This is a genomic window from Streptomyces sp. CCM_MD2014 (assembly GCF_000772045.1).
Lineage (GTDB): Bacteria > Actinomycetota > Actinomycetes > Streptomycetales > Streptomycetaceae > Streptomyces > Streptomyces salinarius.
The window spans coordinates 1,870,055-1,889,984 of sequence record NZ_CP009754.1; the positions used below are offsets into that span (position 1 = coordinate 1,870,055).

A 19,930-nucleotide genomic window follows, 5' to 3' on the forward strand; every position below is an offset into this window, starting at 1 on the left:
TCCAGCCCGATCGTCTCCGACGACGACTCGAATGGTGACTGACTGATGTCCAACGAGCAGAAGCTGCGTGACTACCTCAAGCGGGTGACGACCGACCTGGCCGAGACCCGGCGCCGTCTCGGACAGGCCGAGGCCGCACGGCACGAACCCATCGCGATCGTCGGGATGGCGTGCCGCTACCCGGGTGGTGTCGAGTCTCCGGAGGACCTGTGGGAGCTGGTCGCCGAGGGCCGTGACGCGATCGACGTGATGCCCGGCGACCGCGGCTGGGACATCGACGCCCTCTACGACCCGGACCCGTCGAGCACCGGCAAGACGTACTCCCGTGAGGGCGGTTTCCTGCGGAACGCGGCCGAGTTCGACCCGGCGTTCTTCGGGATTTCGCCGCGTGAGGCGCTGGCGATGGATCCGCAGCAGCGGCTGCTGCTGGAGACGTCGTGGGAGGCGTTCGAGCGCGCGGGCATCGACCCGGCCACCCTGCGCGGCAGCCGTACGGGCGTCTTCGCGGGCGTCATGTACCACGACTACGGCGCCCGGCTCGGCGCGGGCACCGTGCCCGAGGACGTCGAAGGGTACGTCGGCAACGGCAGCGCCGGCAGCATCGCGACCGGCCGCATCGCCTACACCCTCGGCCTGGAGGGCCCGGCGGTCACCGTCGACACCGCCTGCTCGTCCTCCCTGGTCGCGCTGCACCTCGCCATCCAGGCACTGCGTCAGGCGGAGTGCAGCCTGGCCCTCGCGGGCGGTGTCACGGTGATGGCTACGCCGGACACGTTCGTCGAGTTCAGTCGGCAGCGGGGGCTGGCGGCGGATGGTCGGTGCAAGGCCTTCGGGGCGGGTGCGGACGGCACGGGGTGGGCCGAGGGCGCGGGCATGCTGCTCGTGGAGCGGCTGTCCGACGCCCAGCGCCTGGGGCACCCAATTCTGGCCGTCGTCCGGGGCAGCGCGGTCAATCAGGACGGCGCGTCGAACGGTCTGACAGCGCCCAACGGGCCGTCCCAGCAGCGGGTGATCCGGCAGGCACTGGCCACCGCGGGTCTTGGTCCGACCGACATTGATGCGGTGGAGGGGCACGGCACGGGCACGTCGCTGGGTGACCCGATCGAGGTGCAGGCACTCCAGGCGACCTACGGGCAGGAACGCCCCACCGAACGGCCGCTGTGGCTGGGCTCGTTGAAATCCAACATCGGACACACCCAGGCAGCAGCCGGCGTCGGCGGCGTGATCAAGATGGTCATGGCACTGCGCGAGGGCATCCTGCCGCGCACCCTGCACGCAGACGAACCGTCGCACCAGGTCGACTGGACAGCGGGCGCGGTACGACTGCTCACCGAACAGTCCACCTGGCCGGACACGGGTCGGCCACGGCGGGCAGCGGTGTCGTCCTTCGGCGTCAGCGGCACCAACGCCCACGTGATCATCGAACAGCCCCCCACACCTGCCAAGCCGACCGAGCCGACCGACACCGATCCCGAGGCGTACTCGGACTCCGAGGCGGACAGCGACGGAACGCCCGTCGTCCGCCCCGCCCTGCTCCCCTGGCCGGTATCCGCGCGCGGCGCCGACGCGGTGCGGGCCCAAGCGGCCCGGCTGCACGCGCACCTGCTCGCCCGCCCCGACCTCACCGCCGCCGACGTCGCGTTCTCGCTCGGCACCACCCGTGCCGCACTCCCCCACCGTTTCATCGCGCTCGGCACCGACCGCGCCGAACTCATCGACGCCCTCGCACGGTTCGCCGAAGAACGCGAGAGCGCGGCCGACGGCGTGACGGGCACGGCGACGCCGGGTGCGACGGCGTTCCTGTTCTCCGGGCAGGGCTCGCAGTGGGCCGGCATGGGGCGCGAACTCCACGCCCGGTTCCCGCGGTTCCGGCAGGCCCTCGACGCGGTGTGCGCCGTACTCGACCCGCTGCTCGAACGGCCGCTGCGCGAGGTGATGCTCACCGCGCCGGGCACCACGCAGGCCGAGGCGCTCGACACCACCGGCTGCACCCAGCCCGCCGTCTTCGCCCTGGAGGTCGCCCTCTTCCGGCTCCTTGAGTCGTGGGGCATACGGCCCGACCTACTCGCCGGACACTCCATCGGCGAGATCGCCGCTGCCCATGTCTCCGGGATCCTCTCCCTGGAGGACGCCTGCACACTGGTCGCCGCGCGCGGCGGGCTCATGCAGCGACTTCCGTCCGGTGGCACCATGGTCGCCGTCGAGGCAAGCCCCGACGAAGTCCTGCCACTGCTCGCCGGACACGAGCACGAGGTCGGCCTGGCCGCCGTCAACGCGCCTGGCGCGGTGGTCCTCTCCGGCGCGGACACGGCCGTACGGGAGATCGTCGCCCTCCTCACGGAACGCGGCCGCCGCACGAAGCGGCTCCGGGTCAGCCACGCCTTCCACTCGCCGCTGATGGAGCCGATGCTCGACGAGTTCCGGCGCACCCTGGCACGGGTCACCTTCCACGAGCCGGGCATCCCGATCGTGTCGACCGTCACCGGCGCCACCGACCCGGAGGAGATGCGGACGGCCGACTACTGGGTCACCCACGTCCGCGCCACCGTCCGTTTCGCCGACGCCGTCACCGCCCTCCACGCGCAGGGCGTCGGTCGCTGGGTCGAGGTCGGCCCGTCGGCGACATTGCTGCCGGTGATCCAGCAGACCCTGGACGTGATGGACGGACCGGACGGGTCGGCGGGTCCGGAGGGTGACGGTGGGGCCGACGTGGTCGCCCCCGTGGGTTCGGACGTCGTCGTCTCCGTGCTCCGCCGCGCCGAACCGGAGGAGAGGGCTCTGCTCACGGCCGTGTCCCGGCTGCACGCGGCCGGTACCTCCGTCGACTGGGCGGCCGTCCTCGAAGGGCTCGGCACGCAACGGGTGGACCTGCCCACCTACGCCTTCCAGCGGCAGCGGTACTGGCTCGACGTCCCCGCCGGCACCGGCGACATGAGTGCGGTCGGACTCGGTGCCGCCCACCATCCGCTGCTCGGCGCGTCCGTTGCCCTTGCCGAGGGCGACGGCGTCCTGCTCACCGGTCAGCTGTCCCCGGCGGTCCAGCCCTGGCTGGCCGACCACACCGTGGGCGGGGCGACGCTCGTGCCGGGCACGGCCCTGGTGGAGCTGGCGCTACGCGCCGGTGACGAGGTCGGCTGCGGTCGCGTCGACGACCTCACCCTCGAAGCGCCACTGGTCCTGCTGCCCGAGGGCGCGGTGCAGGTCCAGGTCACCGTCGGCGCACCCGACGAACGCGGGGCGCGCCCCGTCCACGTGTACTCACGGCCGCAGCCCGACCCGCAGCACCCCCGGAGCACCGATACCGGCTGGAGCCGCCACGCCACCGGCCTCCTCACTCCGGGCACACCCGCCCCGACCCCCTCGGACGACTTCACCGCCTGGCCCCCGCGCGCCGCCGAACCGGTGGGCGTCGAAGGCTTCTACGAGGACCTCGCGGACCGCGGATACGAGTACGGCCCCGCCTTCCAGGGCCTGCTGCGCGCCTGGCGACGCGGAGAGGAACTCTTCGCCGAGGTCGCACTGGCCGAACAGCAGGCGTCCGGCGTCGGCGGGTTCGGTCTGCACCCGGCTCTCCTCGACGCCGCCCTCCACCCGATCGGCCTGACCTCCCTCGTCGCCGACGGCGCCACCCGGCTGCCGTTCGCCTGGTCCGGCGTCTCCTTGTACGCCGTCGGTGCCACCGCGCTGCGGGTACGGATCGCACCGACCGGCCCCGACAGCTTCTCCGTGACCGCGGCGGACCCGACGGGAGCGCCGGTGGCCGCCGTCGAGTCGTTGAACGTGCGGGAGGTGTCGCGTGAGCAGGTGATCGCGGCGATGGGACCGGCTGCTGCGGGGGGCGGCGCCGACTCGTTGTTCGAGGTCGAGTGGGTTTCCGTCGCCGACGGTGGCTCGGCCGAGGCCGGGGCCGTCTCTTGGGCGGTGCTGGGGGACGGCCCTCTGGCCGAGGGCGGAGAGGTGTTCGCGGATGTGGATGCCTTGGTCGCGTCGTCGGAGGATCTTCCCGGCACGGTGGTGTTGGAGTGTCCGGCGGTGGAGGGTGTTCCGGTGCCGGATGCCGTACGGGCCCGGCTCACCGGTGTGCTGGATGTGGTGCAGCGGTGGGTTGCTGATGAGCGGCTGGCGTCCTCCCGGCTGGTCGTGGTGACCCGGGGCGCGGTGGCCGTGTCGGCGGATGAGCCGGTGGACGTGCGGGTCGCGCCGGTGTGGGGTCTGGTGCGCGCGACACAGGCCGAGCACCCGGGGAGGTTCGTGCTGGCGGATCTCCCCACGGGGGCCGGCAGCGAAACGCTGGCCGCCGGACTGGCCTGCGATGAGCCGCAGTGGGCCGTACGCGACGGCGCCATACGCGTCCCACGACTGGCCCGTGCGCAGGCTGCGGTCTCCGGTGTCCCGGCATTCGGAGACGGTCCGGTGCTGGTCACCGGGGCATCCGGCGCGCTGGGCGGTGTCGTCGCCCGGCACCTGGTGTCAGTGCACGGTGTACGGAAGCTGGTACTGCTCAGCCGACGCGGACTCGCCGCCGACGGCATGCACGCACTCCGCGACGAACTCACCCACCAGGGCGCATCCGTAGAAGTGCTGGCATGCGATGCAGCCGACCGCACCGCCCTGGCGCAGGCCCTCAGCGGCCATCGGCTGACCGCCGTGATCCATGCGGCCGGAGTCCTCGACGACGGTGTCCTGGAAGCGTTGGACGCCTCCCGCCTCGACACGGTGCTGCGACCGAAAATGGATGCGGCATGGAACCTGCACGAACTCACCCGCGACATGGACCTGACCGCCTTCGTCCTGTTCTCCTCGGCCGCCGGCGTCCTCGGCAACGCGGGCCAGGCCAACTACGCGGCGGCAAACGTCTTCCTGGACGCCCTCGCCCAAACCCGCCGCACCGAAGGCCTCCCCGGACTGTCCCTCGCCTGGGGCTTGTGGGCCGGGGCGAGCGCGATGACCGCCGGGCTGGGCGAGACCGACCGTCACCGGATCGCGCGGCTCGGCGCGGAAGCACTGAGCGAGGCCGAGGGCCTTGCCCTGCTCGACCGAGCACTCGGCGAGGACGCCCCCGGCCTCCTCGTCCCGGTGCGACTCAGCCGTCCGGCGCTGCGTGCCCAGGCCCAGGCGGGCACCCTGCCCATGCTGATGAGGGCGCTGGTCCCGGGGACGGTACGACGTCAGGCCGCGGCCGGGGCTGCGGGTGTGGTAGCGGGCGGGGGCGCGCTGACCGACCATCTGATCGGCCTGTCGCCGGCCGAACGAGAGGAGCACGTCCAGGGCTTGGTCCGCCGCGAGGTCGCGGGCGTCCTCGGCCACGCCACGCCGGACGCCATCCAGGCCACGCAGTCCTTCAAGGAGCTGGGCTTCGACTCGTTGACCGCCGTGGACCTGCGGAACCGTCTCACCGCGGCGACGGGCCTTCGCCTGCCCGCCACGCTCATCTTCGACCACCCGACGTCCGCCGCCCTAGCCGACCGCGTCCTGAAAGACCTCGTCGACGACAGTGCCGAAACGCCCGCGGATTCCGCCCGCCCAGTCGTCATGGCCTCCAGCGAGCCGGTGGCGATTGTGGGGATGGGGTGTCGTTTTCCGGGGGGTGTGGTTTCTCCGGAGGGATTGTGGGAGGTGGTGTTGTCGGGGGCGGATGTGATTTCCGAGTTCCCGGCAGACCGTGGCTGGGACGTGGAGGGCTTGTACGACCCTGATCCGGATCGTCCTGGGAAGACGTACGGGCGTCGGGGTGGTTTCGTGGACGCGGTGGCGGATTTCGATGCGGGATTCTTCGGGATTTCGCCGCGTGAGGCGCTGGCGATGGATCCGCAGCAGCGGCTGCTGCTGGAGACGTCGTGGGAGGCGTTCGAGCGCGCCGGCATCGACCCGGCCACCCTGCGCGGCAGCCGGACGGGCGTCTTCGCGGGGGTGATGTACCACGATTACGCGTCGCGTCTGCGGGAGGTGCCGGGGCATCTCGAGGGCCTGATGGGGACGGGTAATGCGACGAGTGTGATCGCGGGCCGTCTGTCCTACACGTTCGGGCTTGAGGGCCCTTCGGTGAGTGTGGACACCGCCTGCTCGTCGTCGCTGGTGGCTCTGCACCTTGCGGTGCAGGCACTGCGCGCCGGTGAGTGCGAGATGGCACTCGCGGGTGGTGTCACGGTGATGGCGACGCCGGAGGCGTTCATCAACTTCAGCCGGCAGCGGGGGCTCGCGGCGGACGGTCGGTGCAAGGCCTTCGGGGCGGGTGCGGACGGCACCGGGTGGGCCGAGGGCGCGGGCATGCTGCTCGTGGAGCGGCTGTCCGACGCCCAGCGCCTGGGGCACCCGATCCTGGCGGTCGTCCGGGGCAGCGCGGTCAATCAGGACGGTGCGTCGAATGGTCTGACAGCGCCCAACGGGCCGTCCCAGCAGCGGGTGATCCGGCAGGCGCTCGCCACCGCGGGACTGGAGGCCGGGCAGGTCGACGCGGTGGAGGCCCACGGCACGGGCACGGCTCTGGGCGACCCCATCGAGGCGCAGGCCCTGATGGAGACCTACGGGCAGGAGCGTCCCGAGGAACGGCCGTTGTGGCTGGGGTCGTTGAAGTCCAACATCGGGCACGCCCAGGCGGCAGCCGGTGTCGGCGGTGTGATCAAGATGGTGATGGCACTGCGCGAGGGCATCCTGCCGCGCACCCTGCACGCAGACGAACCGTCGCACCAGGTCGACTGGACGGCGGGCCAGGTGCGGCTGCTCACCGAGGAACGGGAGTGGCCCGAGACCGGGAATCCGCGCCGGGCAGCGGTGTCGTCCTTCGGGTTCAGCGGCACCAACGCCCACGTGATCATCGAACAGCCCCCCACACCTGCCAAGCCGGCCGAGCCGACCGACACCGGACCCTGGGACGGGAGTGTCGTGCCGTGGGTGATCTCGGGCGCATCCCCGCAAGCCCTGCGAGCGCAGGCGGAGCAACTACGGTCGTACGTCGCCGAACGGCCCGAACTACGCCCGGTGGATGTGGCGTTCTCCCTCGCCACCACTCGGAGCGTTCTGGAACACCGGGCCGTCGTCGTCGGCGCCGACCACGACGACTTCCTCACCGCTCTCGGCACCCCGACGGAGACCACCGATACCCCGACCGGCCGTACCGCCTTTCTGTTCACGGGGCAGGGGGCTCAGCGGCTGGGGATGGGCCGGGAGCTGTATGACGCCTTCCCCGCGTTCCGCAACGCGCTGGACGAGGTGTGCACGGTACTGGACCCCTTGCTGCCGCGCCCGTCGCGTGAGGTGATGTGGGACGGGGACGCACAGACCCTGTCCCAAACCGAGTTCACCCAGCCGGCACTGTTCGCCCTCGAGGTGGCACTGTTCCGGCTGCTGGAATCATGGGGGATCCGCCCAGACGCAGTGGCCGGACACTCGATCGGAGAGATCGCCGCCGCACACGTGACCGGCGTGCTCTCCCTCACCGACGCCTGTGTACTGGTCGCCGCCCGCGGCCGGCTGATGCAGGCACTGCCCGGCAACGGCGCAATGATCGCCGTACAGGCATCCGAAGACGAAGTCCTGCCCCTCCTGGAGAAGGCCGCCGGCCGGGCGGACATCGCCGCAGTCAACGCACCCCAAGCCGTGGTGATCTCCGGAGCCGAGACCGAGGTCGAACAAATCGCTGCTGCCCTGGACGCCCAGGGCAGGCGAGTGAAGCGGCTGACCGTGAGCCACGCGTTCCACTCCCCCCTGATGGAACCCATGCTGGAGGACTTCCGGACCGTCGTCGAAGGACTGTCCTTCCGGGAACCGTCCCTGCCATTCGTCTCCACCGTCACCGGAACCACCGTGTCGGACGAGATGGCCTCCGCCGACTACTGGGTCTCCCACGTCCGTGCAACCGTCCGCTTCGCCAACGGGCTGCGCGCCCTGCACGGGCTCGGCGTGCGGAAGTTCGTCGAAATCGGCCCCGACACGGTACTGACCGGACTCGTCGAGCAAACCCTCCAGACGGAAGCCATGGCCGTCCTGCGCCGGGACCGCACCGAAGTACAAGCGGCAGCCGAGGCGGTGGGCCGGCTGCACCTGGCCGGGACTCCCGTCGACTGGCCGGCAGTGCTGCCCGGCGCACGGCCTGTCGAACTGCCCACATACGCCTTCCAGCACGAACGGTATTGGCTGGAGGAAACGGCCGGCGTCGGTGATGTCACCGCGGCGGGGCTGCAAGGGGCGGGGCATCCACTGCTCGGGGCCGCGGTGGAGCTGGCCGGGTCCGACCGGACGGTGTTCTCGGGCAGGCTGTCGGTCGCCTCGCACGGGTGGCTGGCGGATCACACCGTGGGCGGTGTGGTGCTGGTGCCGGGCGCGGCACTGGTAGAGCTGGCGCTGCGCACCGGGGACGAGGTGGGCTGCGGCCGGCTGGAGGAGCTGACGCTTCAGGCGCCGCTGGTCCTGCCGGAGGCCGGTGCCGTGCAGCTCCAGGTGTCCGTGGGGGAGGCAGACGCCGAGGGCCGCCGTACCGTCGAGATCCACTCCCGTCCCCACGACCTGGCGGGTGCCGCGACCGCCGAGTGGACCGCGCACGCGGACGGAGTCCTGGCGGTGGCCGACGCCGCTCCCGACAAGTACGACGCGCCCTGGCCACCCGCCCGGGCCACGTCGGTCGAGGTCTCCGACGTGTACGACACGCTCGCCGACAAGGGCCTGGTCTACGGCCCGGTGTTCCGCGGACTGCGGGCGGCGTGGCGGCGCGGCGACGAGGTGTTCGCCGAGGTGGCCCTGCCCGAGGAGGCCGCGAACGCGGCCGACGCGTTCGGGCTGCACCCTGCGCTGCTCGATGCCGCCCTGCACGCGATCGGGCTGCTGCAACTCGCCGACGGCGAGGGAATGCGGCTGCCGTTCGCGTGGTCCGGGGTGTCCCTGCAGGCCGTTGGTGCGATGGCTCTGCGGGTGCGCATCGCGCCGGACGGACGCGGGGGCGCGACCGTGGACCTCTTCGACGAGGCCGGACTGCCGGTCGCCCAGGTCGAGTCGTTGAGTCTGCGGGAGGTATCGCGGGAACAGATGGCCGCGGCGGCTTCGGCAGCGAGGGACGAGTCGCTCTTCCAAGTGGACTGGGTGCCGGCGGCGGGCGGCTCGAGTGTGGCCGTCTCTTGGGCGGTGCTGGGGGACGGCCCTCTTGCCGAGGGTGGAGAGGTGTTCGCGGATGTGGATGCCTTGGTCGCGTCGTCGGAGGATCTTCCCGGCACGGTGGTGTTGGAGTGCCCGGCGGTGGAGGGTGCTCCGGTGCCGGATGCCGTACGGAACCGGCTGGCTGACGTACTCGATCTGGTGCAGCGGTGGGTCGCTGATGAGCGGCTGGCGTCCTCCCGGCTGGTCGTGGTGACCCGGGGTGCCGTGGCCGTGTCGGCGGATGAGCCGGTGGACATGCGGGTCGCCCCGGTGTGGGGCCTGGTACGCGCGGCACAGGCCGAGCACCCGGGGAGGTTCGTGCTGGCGGATCTCCCCAACGGGGCCGGCAGCGAGGCGCTGGCCGCCGGACTGGCCTGCGATGAGCCGCAGTGGGCCGTACGCGACGGCGCCGTACGCGTCCCACGACTGATGCGGGCCCAGGACTCGGCCGATGAGGCTTCGGGGTTCGGAGACGGTCCGGTGCTGGTCACTGGGGCATCCGGTGCGCTGGGCGGTGTCGTCGCCCGGCACCTGGTGTCGGTGCACGGTGTACGGGAGCTGCTGCTGCTCAGCCGACGCGGACTCGCCGCCGACGGCATGGACGCACTCCGCGACGAACTCACCCACCAGGGCGCATCCGTAGAAGTGCTGGCATGCGATGCAGCCAACCGCACCGCCCTGGCGCAGGCCCTCAGCGGCCATCGGCTGACCGCCGTAATCCATGCGGCGGGTGTTGTAGACGACGGGGTGCTGGAAGCGTTGGACGCCTCCCGCCTCGACACGGTGCTGCGACCGAAAATGGATGCGGCATGGAACCTGCACGAACTCACCCGCGACATGGACCTGACCGCCTTCGTGCTGTTCTCCTCGGCCGCCGGCGTCCTCGGCAACGCGGGCCAGGCCAACTACGCGGCGGCAAACGTCTTCCTGGACGCCCTCGCCCAGACCCGCCGCACCGAAGGCCTCCCCGGACTGTCCCTCGCCTGGGGTCTGTGGGCCGGGGCGAGCGCGATGACCGCCGGGCTGGGCGAGACCGACCGTCACCGGATCGCGCGGCTCGGCGCGGAAGCACTGAGCGAGACCGACGGCCTCGCCCTGCTCGACAAGGCGGTCGCCGACGACGGAGACGGCCTGCTGGTCCCCGTACGGCTCAACCTGCCCGCCCTCCGTGCGCTCGCGGACTCCGGGCGGCTGCCCGCCCTGCTCAGCGGACTCGTACGCACCCGGCCCCGGCGTGCGGCTGAGACGAAGGCGGGCAGCGGCGTCGGTCTGCTTGAACGACTCGCGGGCATGAACGAGGCCGAAGCCGAACGACACCTGGCCCACCTGGTGCGCAGCGAAGTCGCCGCCGTCCTCGGACACGCGTCGCCGGACGCCGTCGGCCCGAAGAGGTCGTTCACCGAGCTGGGCTTCGACTCGCTGACCGCGGTGGAACTACGCAACCGCCTCGCCGCGGCGACGGGCCTGCGCCTGCCCGCCACGCTCATCTTCGACTACCCGAACTCCACCGTGCTCGCCGAACGGATCCGGCTGGAAATCGTGCCGGAAGGGGCGGCCGCCGCAGAGCAGGACGACCCCGAAGAGAAGGCCTTTCGGGAGGCCGTCTCCGCCATCCCCATGTCCCGATTCCGCGAGGCCGGCCTGCTGGACCTGGTACTGCGACTCGCCGGTCCGAAGCGACAACAAGAGACCGCCACGGGAGGGGAAGAGACCGAATCCATCGACGAGATGGACGTCGACGACCTGATTCGTATGGCACTCGACGGAAAAGACTCCTGACCCACCTCGTATTCCGGAGCACATCATGGCAACGCCCAACGAAAAGGTCGTCGAAGCACTTCGCGCCTCACTCAAGGAGACGGAGCTTCTGCGCCAGCAGAACAACGCCTTGCGCGCCGCCTCCAGCGAGCCGGTGGCGATTGTGGGGATGGGGTGTCGTTTTCCGGGGGGTGTGGTTTCTCCGGAGGGATTGTGGGAGGTGGTGTTGTCGGGGGCGGATGTGATTTCCGAGTTCCCGGCAGACCGTGGCTGGGACGTGGAGGGCTTGTACGACCCTGATCCGGATCGTCCTGGGAAGACGTACGGGCGTCGGGGTGGTTTCGTGGACGCGGTGGCGGATTTCGATGCGGGATTCTTCGGGATTTCGCCGCGTGAGGCGCTGGCGATGGATCCGCAGCAGCGGCTGCTGCTGGAGACGTCGTGGGAGGCGTTCGAGCGCGCCGGCATCGACCCGGCCACCCTGCGCGGCAGCCGGACGGGCGTCTTCGCGGGGGTGATGTACCACGATTACGCGTCGCGTCTGCGGGAGGTGCCGGGGCATCTCGAGGGCCTGATGGGGACGGGTAATGCGACGAGTGTGATCGCGGGCCGTCTGTCCTACACGTTCGGGCTTGAGGGCCCTTCGGTGAGTGTGGACACGGCGTGTTCGTCGTCGCTGGTGGCTCTGCACCTTGCGGTGCAGGCACTGCGCGCCGGTGAGTGCGAGATGGCGCTCGCGGGTGGTGTGACGGTGATGGCGACGCCGGAGGCGTTCATCAACTTCAGCCGGCAGCGGGGGCTCGCGGCGGACGGTCGGTGCAAGGCCTTCGGCGCGGGTGCGGACGGCACCGGGTGGGCCGAGGGTGCGGGCATGCTGCTCGTGGAGCGGCTGTCGGATGCGGAGCGGCTGGGCCACCGGGTGATTGCGGTGGTGCGGGGCAGCGCCGTCAATCAGGACGGCGCGTCGAATGGCCTCACAGCGCCCAACGGCCCCTCTCAGCAGCGGGTGATCCGACAGGCGCTCGCCACCGCGGGACTGGAGGCCGGGCAGGTCGACGCGGTGGAGGCCCACGGCACGGGCACGGCTCTGGGCGACCCCATCGAGGCGCAGGCCCTGATGGAGACCTACGGGCAGGAGCGTCCCGAGGAACGGCCGTTGTGGCTGGGCTCGTTGAAGTCCAACATCGGACACGCCCAGGCGGCAGCCGGCGTCGGCGGTGTGATCAAGATGGTGATGGCACTGCGCGAGGGCATCCTGCCGCGCACCCTGCACGCGGACGAACCGTCGCACCAGGTCGACTGGACGGCGGGGAACGTACGGCTGCTCACCGAGTCGCGCGAGTGGCCCGAGACCGGGAATCCGCGCCGGGCAGCGGTGTCGTCCTTCGGGTTCAGCGGCACCAACGCCCACGTGATCATCGAACAGCCCCCCACACCTGCCAAGCCGGCCGAGCCGACCGACACCGGACCCTGGGACGGGAGTGTCGTGCCGTGGGTGATCTCGGGCGCATCCCCGCAAGCCCTGCGAGCGCAGGCGGAGCAACTACGGTCGTACGTCGCCGAACGGCCCGAACTACGCCCGGTGGATGTGGCGTTCTCCCTCGCCACCACTCGGAGCGTTCTGGAACACCGGGCCGTCGTCGTCGGCGCCAACCACGACGACCTCCTGGACGCCCTGGGTGAGTTGTCCCTCACCGGGCCCGTGGTAGAGGGCATGTCCGCCTTCCTGTTCACGGGGCAGGGGGCTCAGCGGCTGGGGATGGGCCGGGAGCTGTATGACGCCTTCCCCGCGTTCCGCAACGCGCTGGACGAGGTGTGCACGGTACTGGATCCCCTGCTGCCGCGCCCGTCGCGTGAGGTGATGTGGGACGGAGACGCACAGACCCTGTCCCGGACCGAGTTCACCCAGCCGGCGCTGTTCGCCCTCGAGGTGGCACTGTTCCGGCTGCTGGAATCATGGGGGATCCGCCCGGACGCAGTGGCCGGACACTCGATCGGGGAGATCGCCGCCGCACACGTGACCGGTGTGCTCTCCCTGACCGACGCCTGTGTACTGGTCGCCGCCCGCGGCCGGCTGATGCAGGCACTGCCCGGCAACGGCGCAATGGTCGCCGTGCAGGCATCCGAGGACGAAGTCCTGCCCCTGCTGGAAGGGATCACCGGCCGGGCGGACATCGCCGCGGTCAACGCTCCCCAAGCCGTGGTGATCTCCGGAGCCGAGACCGAGGTCGAACAGATTGCCGGGATTCTCACGGCCCAGGGCAGGCAAGTGAAGCGGCTGACCGTGAGCCACGCGTTCCACTCCCCCCTGATGGAACCGATGCTGAACGACTTCCGGACCGTCGTCGAAGGACTGTCCTTCCGGGAACCGTCCCTGCCCTTCGTCTCCACCGTCACCGGAACCACCATAGGAACCGAGATCACCGAGCCCGCATACTGGGTACGGCACGTGCGCCAGACCGTCCGCTTCACCGACGCGCTGCGCGCCCTCCACGACCTCGGCGTACGGAAGTTCGTCGAGATCGGCCCCGACACGGTACTGACCGGACTCGTCGAGCAAACCCTCCAGACGGAAGCCGTGCCCGTCCTGCGCCGGGACCGCACCGAAGTACAAGCGGCAGTCGAGGCGGCCGGCGCCTTCTTCACGCGGGGCGGTTCGGTCGACTGGCCGGCAATGCTGGCCGGTGGGCGGCGAGTGGATCTGCCGACATACGCCTTCCAGCACGAACGGTACTGGCTGGACGCCCCCGTCAACGTCGGTGACGTCACGGCCGTCGGTCTGAGCGCGGCGCGCCATCCGCTGCTGGGCGGTGCCATCACGCTTGCCGACCGCTCGGGCGTGCTGCTCACCGGGCGGCTCTCGCTGGCGACCCATGCTTGGCTGGCGGATCACGCGGTCCATGGCACCGTCCTCGTGCCCGGCACCGCCCTGGTCGAGCTGGCGCTGAGGGCCGGTGAGGAGGTCGGCTGCGACACCGTCGAGGAACTGACCCTCCAGGCGCCGCTGGTGCTCCCGGCGACCGGTGCCCGCGCCGTCCAGGTGCAGATCGTCGTCGGTGAACCGGACGCGCGGAACCTGCGCCCGGTCGACGTGTACGCCCGCGTCGAGGACGACACGGTCGACGCCCCGTGGACCTGTCAGGCCACCGGCCTCATCGCCCCCGGCACCGGGACGCCGGATGAGGCCGCCGACTTCGCCGTCTGGCCGCCGCGCGACGCGGAACCGGTCGACATCGGTGGCTTCTACGATGCGATGGCCGACCGCGGCTACGACTACGGGCCTGTCTTCCGGGGCCTGCGCAGCGCCTGGCGGCGCGGCGACGAGGTGTTCGCCGAGATCGCGCTGCCGGAGGAAGCGGCCAGCACGGCCCGGGAGTTCGGGGTGCACCCCGCTCTGCTGGACTCCGCCCTGCACGCCGCGGCAGCGGCCGGCGAGCAGGGTGACGGTGCCCGTGTCCCCTTCTCGTGGCGCCGCGTCGCGCTGTACGCAGCGGGCGCCACAGCCCTTCGGGTGCACCTCACCTCAGCCGGGGAGACCCTCGCCCTCCGAGCGGCGGACACGGAGGGCCAGTTGGTGGCCTCCGTGGAGTCGTTGGCGCTGCGCGAGGTGAGCCCGGAGCAGTTGGCGGTCGCGGACGATGCCGACTCGTTGTTCGAGGTCGAGTGGGTTTCCGCCGCCGACGGTGGCTCGGCCGAGGCCGGGGCCGTCTCTTGGGCGGTGCTGGGGGACGGCCCTCTGGCCGAGGGCGGAGAGGTGTTCGCGGATGTGGAGGAGCTGCTGGCTTCCGGATCCGCTGTTCCCGGCACGGTGGTGTTGGAGTGCCCGGCGGTGGAGGATGTTCCGGTGCCGGATGCCGTACGGAACCGGCTCACCGGTGTGCTGGATGTGGTGCAGCGGTGGGTCGCTGATGAGCGGCTGGCGTCCTCCCGGCTGGTCGTGGTGACCCGGGGCGCGGTGGCCGTGTCGGCGGATGAGCCGGTGGACGTGCGGGTCGCCCCGGTGTGGGGTCTGGTGCGCGCGGCACAGGCCGAGCACCCGGGGCGGTTCGTGCTGGCGGATCTCCCCACGGGGGCCGACGGCGAGGCGCTGGCCGCCGGACTGGCCTGCGATGAGCCGCAGTGGGCCGTACGCGACGGCGCCGTACGCGTCCCACGACTCGTTGGAGCCCGCACGGCAGGCACCGCCGCCACCGACGCCCCGGCCGCCTACGGGCAGGGCCCTGTCCTCGTCACCGGCGCCACCGGCGCTCTCGGCAGGCTCGTCGCCCGGCACCTGGTGTCAGTGCACGGTGTACGGGAGCTGGTACTGCTCAGCCGACGCGGACTCGCCGCCGACGGCATGGACGCACTCCGCGACGAACTCACCCACCAAGGCGCATCCGTAGAAGTGCTGGCATGCGATGCAGCCAACCGCACCGCCCTGGCGCAGGCGCTGGACGGCCGTGAGCTGACCGCCGTAATCCATGCGGCCGGAGTCCTCGACGACGGTGTCCTGGAAGCGTTGGACGCCTCCCGCCTCGACACGGTGCTGCGACCGAAAATGGATGCGGCATGGAACCTGCACGAACTCACCCGCGACATGGACCTGACCGCCTTCGTCCTGTTCTCCTCGGCCGCCGGCGTCCTCGGCAACGCGGGCCAGGCCAACTACGCGGCGGCAAACGTCTTCCTGGACGCCCTCGCCCAAACCCGACGCACCGAAGGCCTCCCCGGACTGTCCCTCGCCTGGGGCTTGTGGGCCGACGACAGTGCCATGACCGCCGGGCTCACCGAAGCGGACGTGCGACGGCTGTCGCGTTCGGGGGCCGGTGCGCTGTCGGCAGAGGAGGGGGTCGCACTCCTCGACACCGCCGCCACGGCTGACCACCACGGCCTGCTGATCCCCGTACGCCTCGACCTCGCCGCCCTCCGCACCGCCGACGCCGCACCCGAGCGGGTGCCGCAGATGCTGCGCGGACTCCTGCCCACCCCGGCCCGAAGCCGGCGCAGGGCCGCAGGCGCCGCGACCGGCACGGCAGCCGACGGCGGCGAACTCGCGTGCACGCTTGCCGCGTTGGACGCCCCGGCGCGCGCGGCACACGTACTGGACCTGATCCGGTCGGCCGTCGCGACGGTGCTCGGGCACGCCTCTCCGGACGCGGTCGAGCCCGAGAAGTCGTTCCGCGACCTCGGCTTCGACTCGCTGACCGCGGTGGACCTGCGCAACCGGCTCACCGCCACCACCGGTCTGCGTCTGCCCGCCACCCTCGTCTTCGACTACCCGACGTCCGCCGCCCTGGCCGAGCACGTGATGACACAGGTCGTCGGCGAGGCCGACCACGTCACCACCCTCGTGCCCGCCGGGGCCGGCGCCGACGATCCCATCGTGATCGTGGGCATGGGCTGCCGCTATCCCGGTGACGTCATGACGCCCGAGAACCTGTGGGACCTCGTCCTGTCCGGCGGCGACGCCGTGTCCGGGTTCCCCTCCGACCGCGGCTGGGATCTGGAGAACGTCTACCACCCCGACCCCGACCACCCCGGCACCACGTACTCACGCGAGGGCGGGTTCCTGCACCGCGCCGCCGAGTTCGACGCGGAGTTCTTCGGGATCTCGCCGCGTGAGGCGCTGGCGATGGATCCGCAGCAGCGGCTGCTGCTGGAGACGTCGTGGGAGGCGTTCGAGCGCGCGGGCATCGACCCGGCCACCCTGCGCGGCAGCCGTACGGGCGTCTTCGCGGGCGTCATGTACCACGACTACGGCGCCCGGCTGCGGGAGGTGCCCGGCCACATGGAGGGGCTGCTGGGCACCGGCACAGCCGCCAGCGTGGTCTCCGGCCGACTGTCGTACACCTTCGGCCTGGAGGGCCCGGCGGTGACCGTCGACACCGCCTGCTCGTCGTCGCTGGTGGCTCTGCACCTTGCGGTGCAGGCACTGCGCGCCGGCGAGTGCGAGATGGCACTCGCAGGTGGCGTGACGGTGATGGCGACGCCCGGCGCGTTCATCAACTTCAGCCGGCACCGCGGCCTGTCGCCCGACGGTCGGTGCAAGGCCTTCGGGGCGGGTGCGGACGGCACCGGGTGGGCCGAGGGCGCGGGCATGCTGCTCGTGGAGCGGCTGTCCGACGCCCAGCGCCTGGGGCACCCGATCCTGGCCGTCGTCCGGGGCAGCGCCGTCAACCAGGACGGCGCGTCCAATGGCCTCACAGCGCCCAACGGGCCGTCCCAGCAGCGGGTGATCCGACAGGCGCTCGCCACCGCGGGTCTTGGCCCGACCGACATCGATGCGGTGGAGGGACACGGCACGGGCACGTCGCTGGGTGACCCGATCGAGGTGCAGGCACTCCAGGCGACCTACGGGCAGGAACGCCCCACCGAACGGCCGCTGTGGCTGGGCTCGTTGAAGTCCAACATCGGACACACCCAGGCAGCAGCCGGCGTCGGCGGTGTGATCAAGATGGTCATGGCACTGCGCGAGGGCATCCTGCCGCGCACCCTGCACGCAGACGAACCGTCGCACCAGGTCGACTGGACAGCGGGCGCGGTACGACTGCTCACCGAACAGTCCACCTGGCCGGACACGGGTCGGCCACGGCGGGCAGCGGTGTCGTCCTTCGGGTTCAGCGGCACCAACGCCCACGTGATCATCGAACAGCCCCCCGCACCTGCCAAGCCGGCCGAGCCGACCGACACCAGTCCCTGGGACGGGGGTGTCGTGCCGTGGGTAATCTCGGGCGCATCCCCGCAAGCCCTGCGGGCACAGGCAGAGCAGCTACGGTCGTACGTCGCCGAGCGGCCCGAACTACGCCCGGTCGACGTGGCGTTCTCCCTGGCCACGACGCGAGGGGTGCTGGAACACCGTGCCGTGGTGGTGGGCACGGACCTCAGTGAACTCGCCGAGGGCCTGGGCGCGTTGACGGAGACGGCGACCGCCGTCCCGGGCCGTACCGCCTTCCTGTTCACGGGGCAGGGGGCTCAGCGGGTCGGAATGGGCCGGGAGCTGTATGACGCCTTCCCCGCGTTCCGCAACGCGCTGGACGAGGTGTGCACGGTACTGGATCCGTTGCTGCCGCGCCCGTCGCGTGAGGTGATGTGGGACGGAGACGCACAGACCCTGTCCCGGACCGAGTTCACCCAGCCGGCGCTGTTCGCCCTCGAGGTGGCACTGTTCCGGCTGCTGGAATCATGGGGGATCCGCCCGGACGCAGTGGCCGGACACTCGATCGGGGAGATCGCCGCCGCACACGTGACCGGCGTGCTCTCCCTCACCGACGCCTGTGTACTGGTCGCCGCCCGCGGCCGGCTGATGCAGGCACTGCCCGGCAACGGCGCAATGATCGCCGTACAGGCAACCGAGGACGAAGTCCTGCCCCTGCTGGAAGGGATCACCGGCCGGGCGGACATCGCCGCCGTCAACGCACCCCAAGCCGTGGTGATCTCCGGAGCCGAGACCGAGGTCGAACAGATTGCCGGGATTCTCACGGCCCAGGGCAGGCGAGTGAAGCGGCTGACCGTGAGCCACGCGTTCCACTCCCCCCTGATGGAACCGATGCTGAACGACTTCCGGACCGTCGTCGAAGGACTGTCCTTCCGGGAACCGTCCCTGCCGTTCGTCTCCACCGTCACCGGAACCACGGCAGGAGCCGAGATCACCGAGCCCGCGTACTGGGTACGGCACGTGCGCCAGACCGTCCGCTTCACCGACGGACTGCGCGCCCTCCACGACCTCGGCGTACGGAAGTTCGTCGAGATCGGCCCCGACACGGTACTGACCGGACTCGTCGAGCAAACCCTCCAGACACACGCCGTGCCCGTCCTGCGCCGGGACCGCACCGAAGTACAAGCGGCAGTCGAGGCGGTGGGCCGGCTGCACCTGGCCGGGATCCCCGTCGACTGGCCGGCAGTGCTGCCCGGCGCGCGGCCTGTCGAACTGCCCACATACGCCTTCCAGCACGAGCGGTACTGGCTGGACCCGGAGGAACTGGAGGCGGCCGACGACACGGTCGCCCCCACCGGCGCCGAGGTACCGGACCCCGACACCCGCTTCTGGGGGGCAGTGGCCGACGAGGACCTGGGCTCGCTGGTGGCTCTGCTCGGGATCGACGGCGAAGCGGGCGGCGCGCAGGAACGCGCGGCGGTCGAGGCGGCGTTGCCGGTCCTCGCGTCGTGGCTGGGGCGTCGGCGGGCCGCCGCTCGCGTGTCGCACTACCGTGTCGGCTGGACCCCCGTGGCCCTGCGTCCGGACGGCGCCACGGCACGGCTGCGGGGCATCTGGCTGCTGACCGTACCGGCGCGGATCGGCGCCGACGATGCCCTGGTGAGGCGCCTCGCCTCGGCTCTGGGGGGCGCGGGGGCCGACGTACGGGTCGTCGTCGTCGGTGCCCCGGGGGCGGACTCGTACGACGACCTCGTCGCCGAAGTGTCGTCCCTGACGGCGGACGGCGGTGAGCTCGCGGGTGTCCTGTCGCTGCTCGGCCTCATTTCGACGGACGGTCCCGGGGATGCCCGGGAGGCGGCCGTCGGCACGCTGGCGCTGCTGCGTGCCCTGTCCGGGGCCGCTGCGTCCGTGCCCGTGTGGTCCCTGACCTCGGGGGCCGTGTCGACGGGCGGCTCGGAGCGGGTGAGCGCTCCCGCCCAGGCCGTGCTGTGGGGCCTCGGCCGACTGCTCGCGGAGGACACCGAAGTGCGCTGGGCCGGTGTCGTCGACGTACCCGTCCCATGCGGTGACCGTGTGCTGAGGCGGCTGGCCGAGGTGCTGGCGACCCCGGCCGAGGAGACCGAGGTGGCCGTGCGTGACGCGGGTGTGTTCGCCCGGCGGCTCCTCAAGGCGACCGGTGCGGCCGACGGCCCCACCCGGCCCACCGCACTCGTGCCGCGCGGCACGCTCCTGGTGAGCGGCGGCAACGACATCTGGCGGGACCGCGTGGCCCGTCGTCTGCTCGCCTCCGGTGCGGCGCACGTCCTGGTGGCCACCGCGCCGGACGAGCCGCAACCTGCGGGCACGCCGGGGCCCGCCGTGGCCGGGGTCAGCCGAGTCGTCTGCGACGTCTCCGACGGCCCCGCGCTG

The 19,930-nt window shown here is 71.7% G+C and carries 1 protein-coding gene and 1 pseudogene; both read left to right on the forward strand.

Annotated features, from left to right (window positions below; all coding sequences use genetic code 11):
* The first annotated feature begins 42 nt into the window (after positions 1–42).
* Entirely contained in the window at positions 43–10,905 is a 10,863-nt protein-coding gene (locus NI25_RS08165) for a type I polyketide synthase (RefSeq protein ID WP_420710808.1), read from the forward strand.
* Between the two features lie 49 nt (positions 10,906–10,954).
* Positions 10,955–19,057, forward strand: a pseudogene (locus NI25_RS08170) (SDR family NAD(P)-dependent oxidoreductase); the annotation flags it as partial.
* Positions 19,058–19,930: the final 873 nt, after the last annotated feature.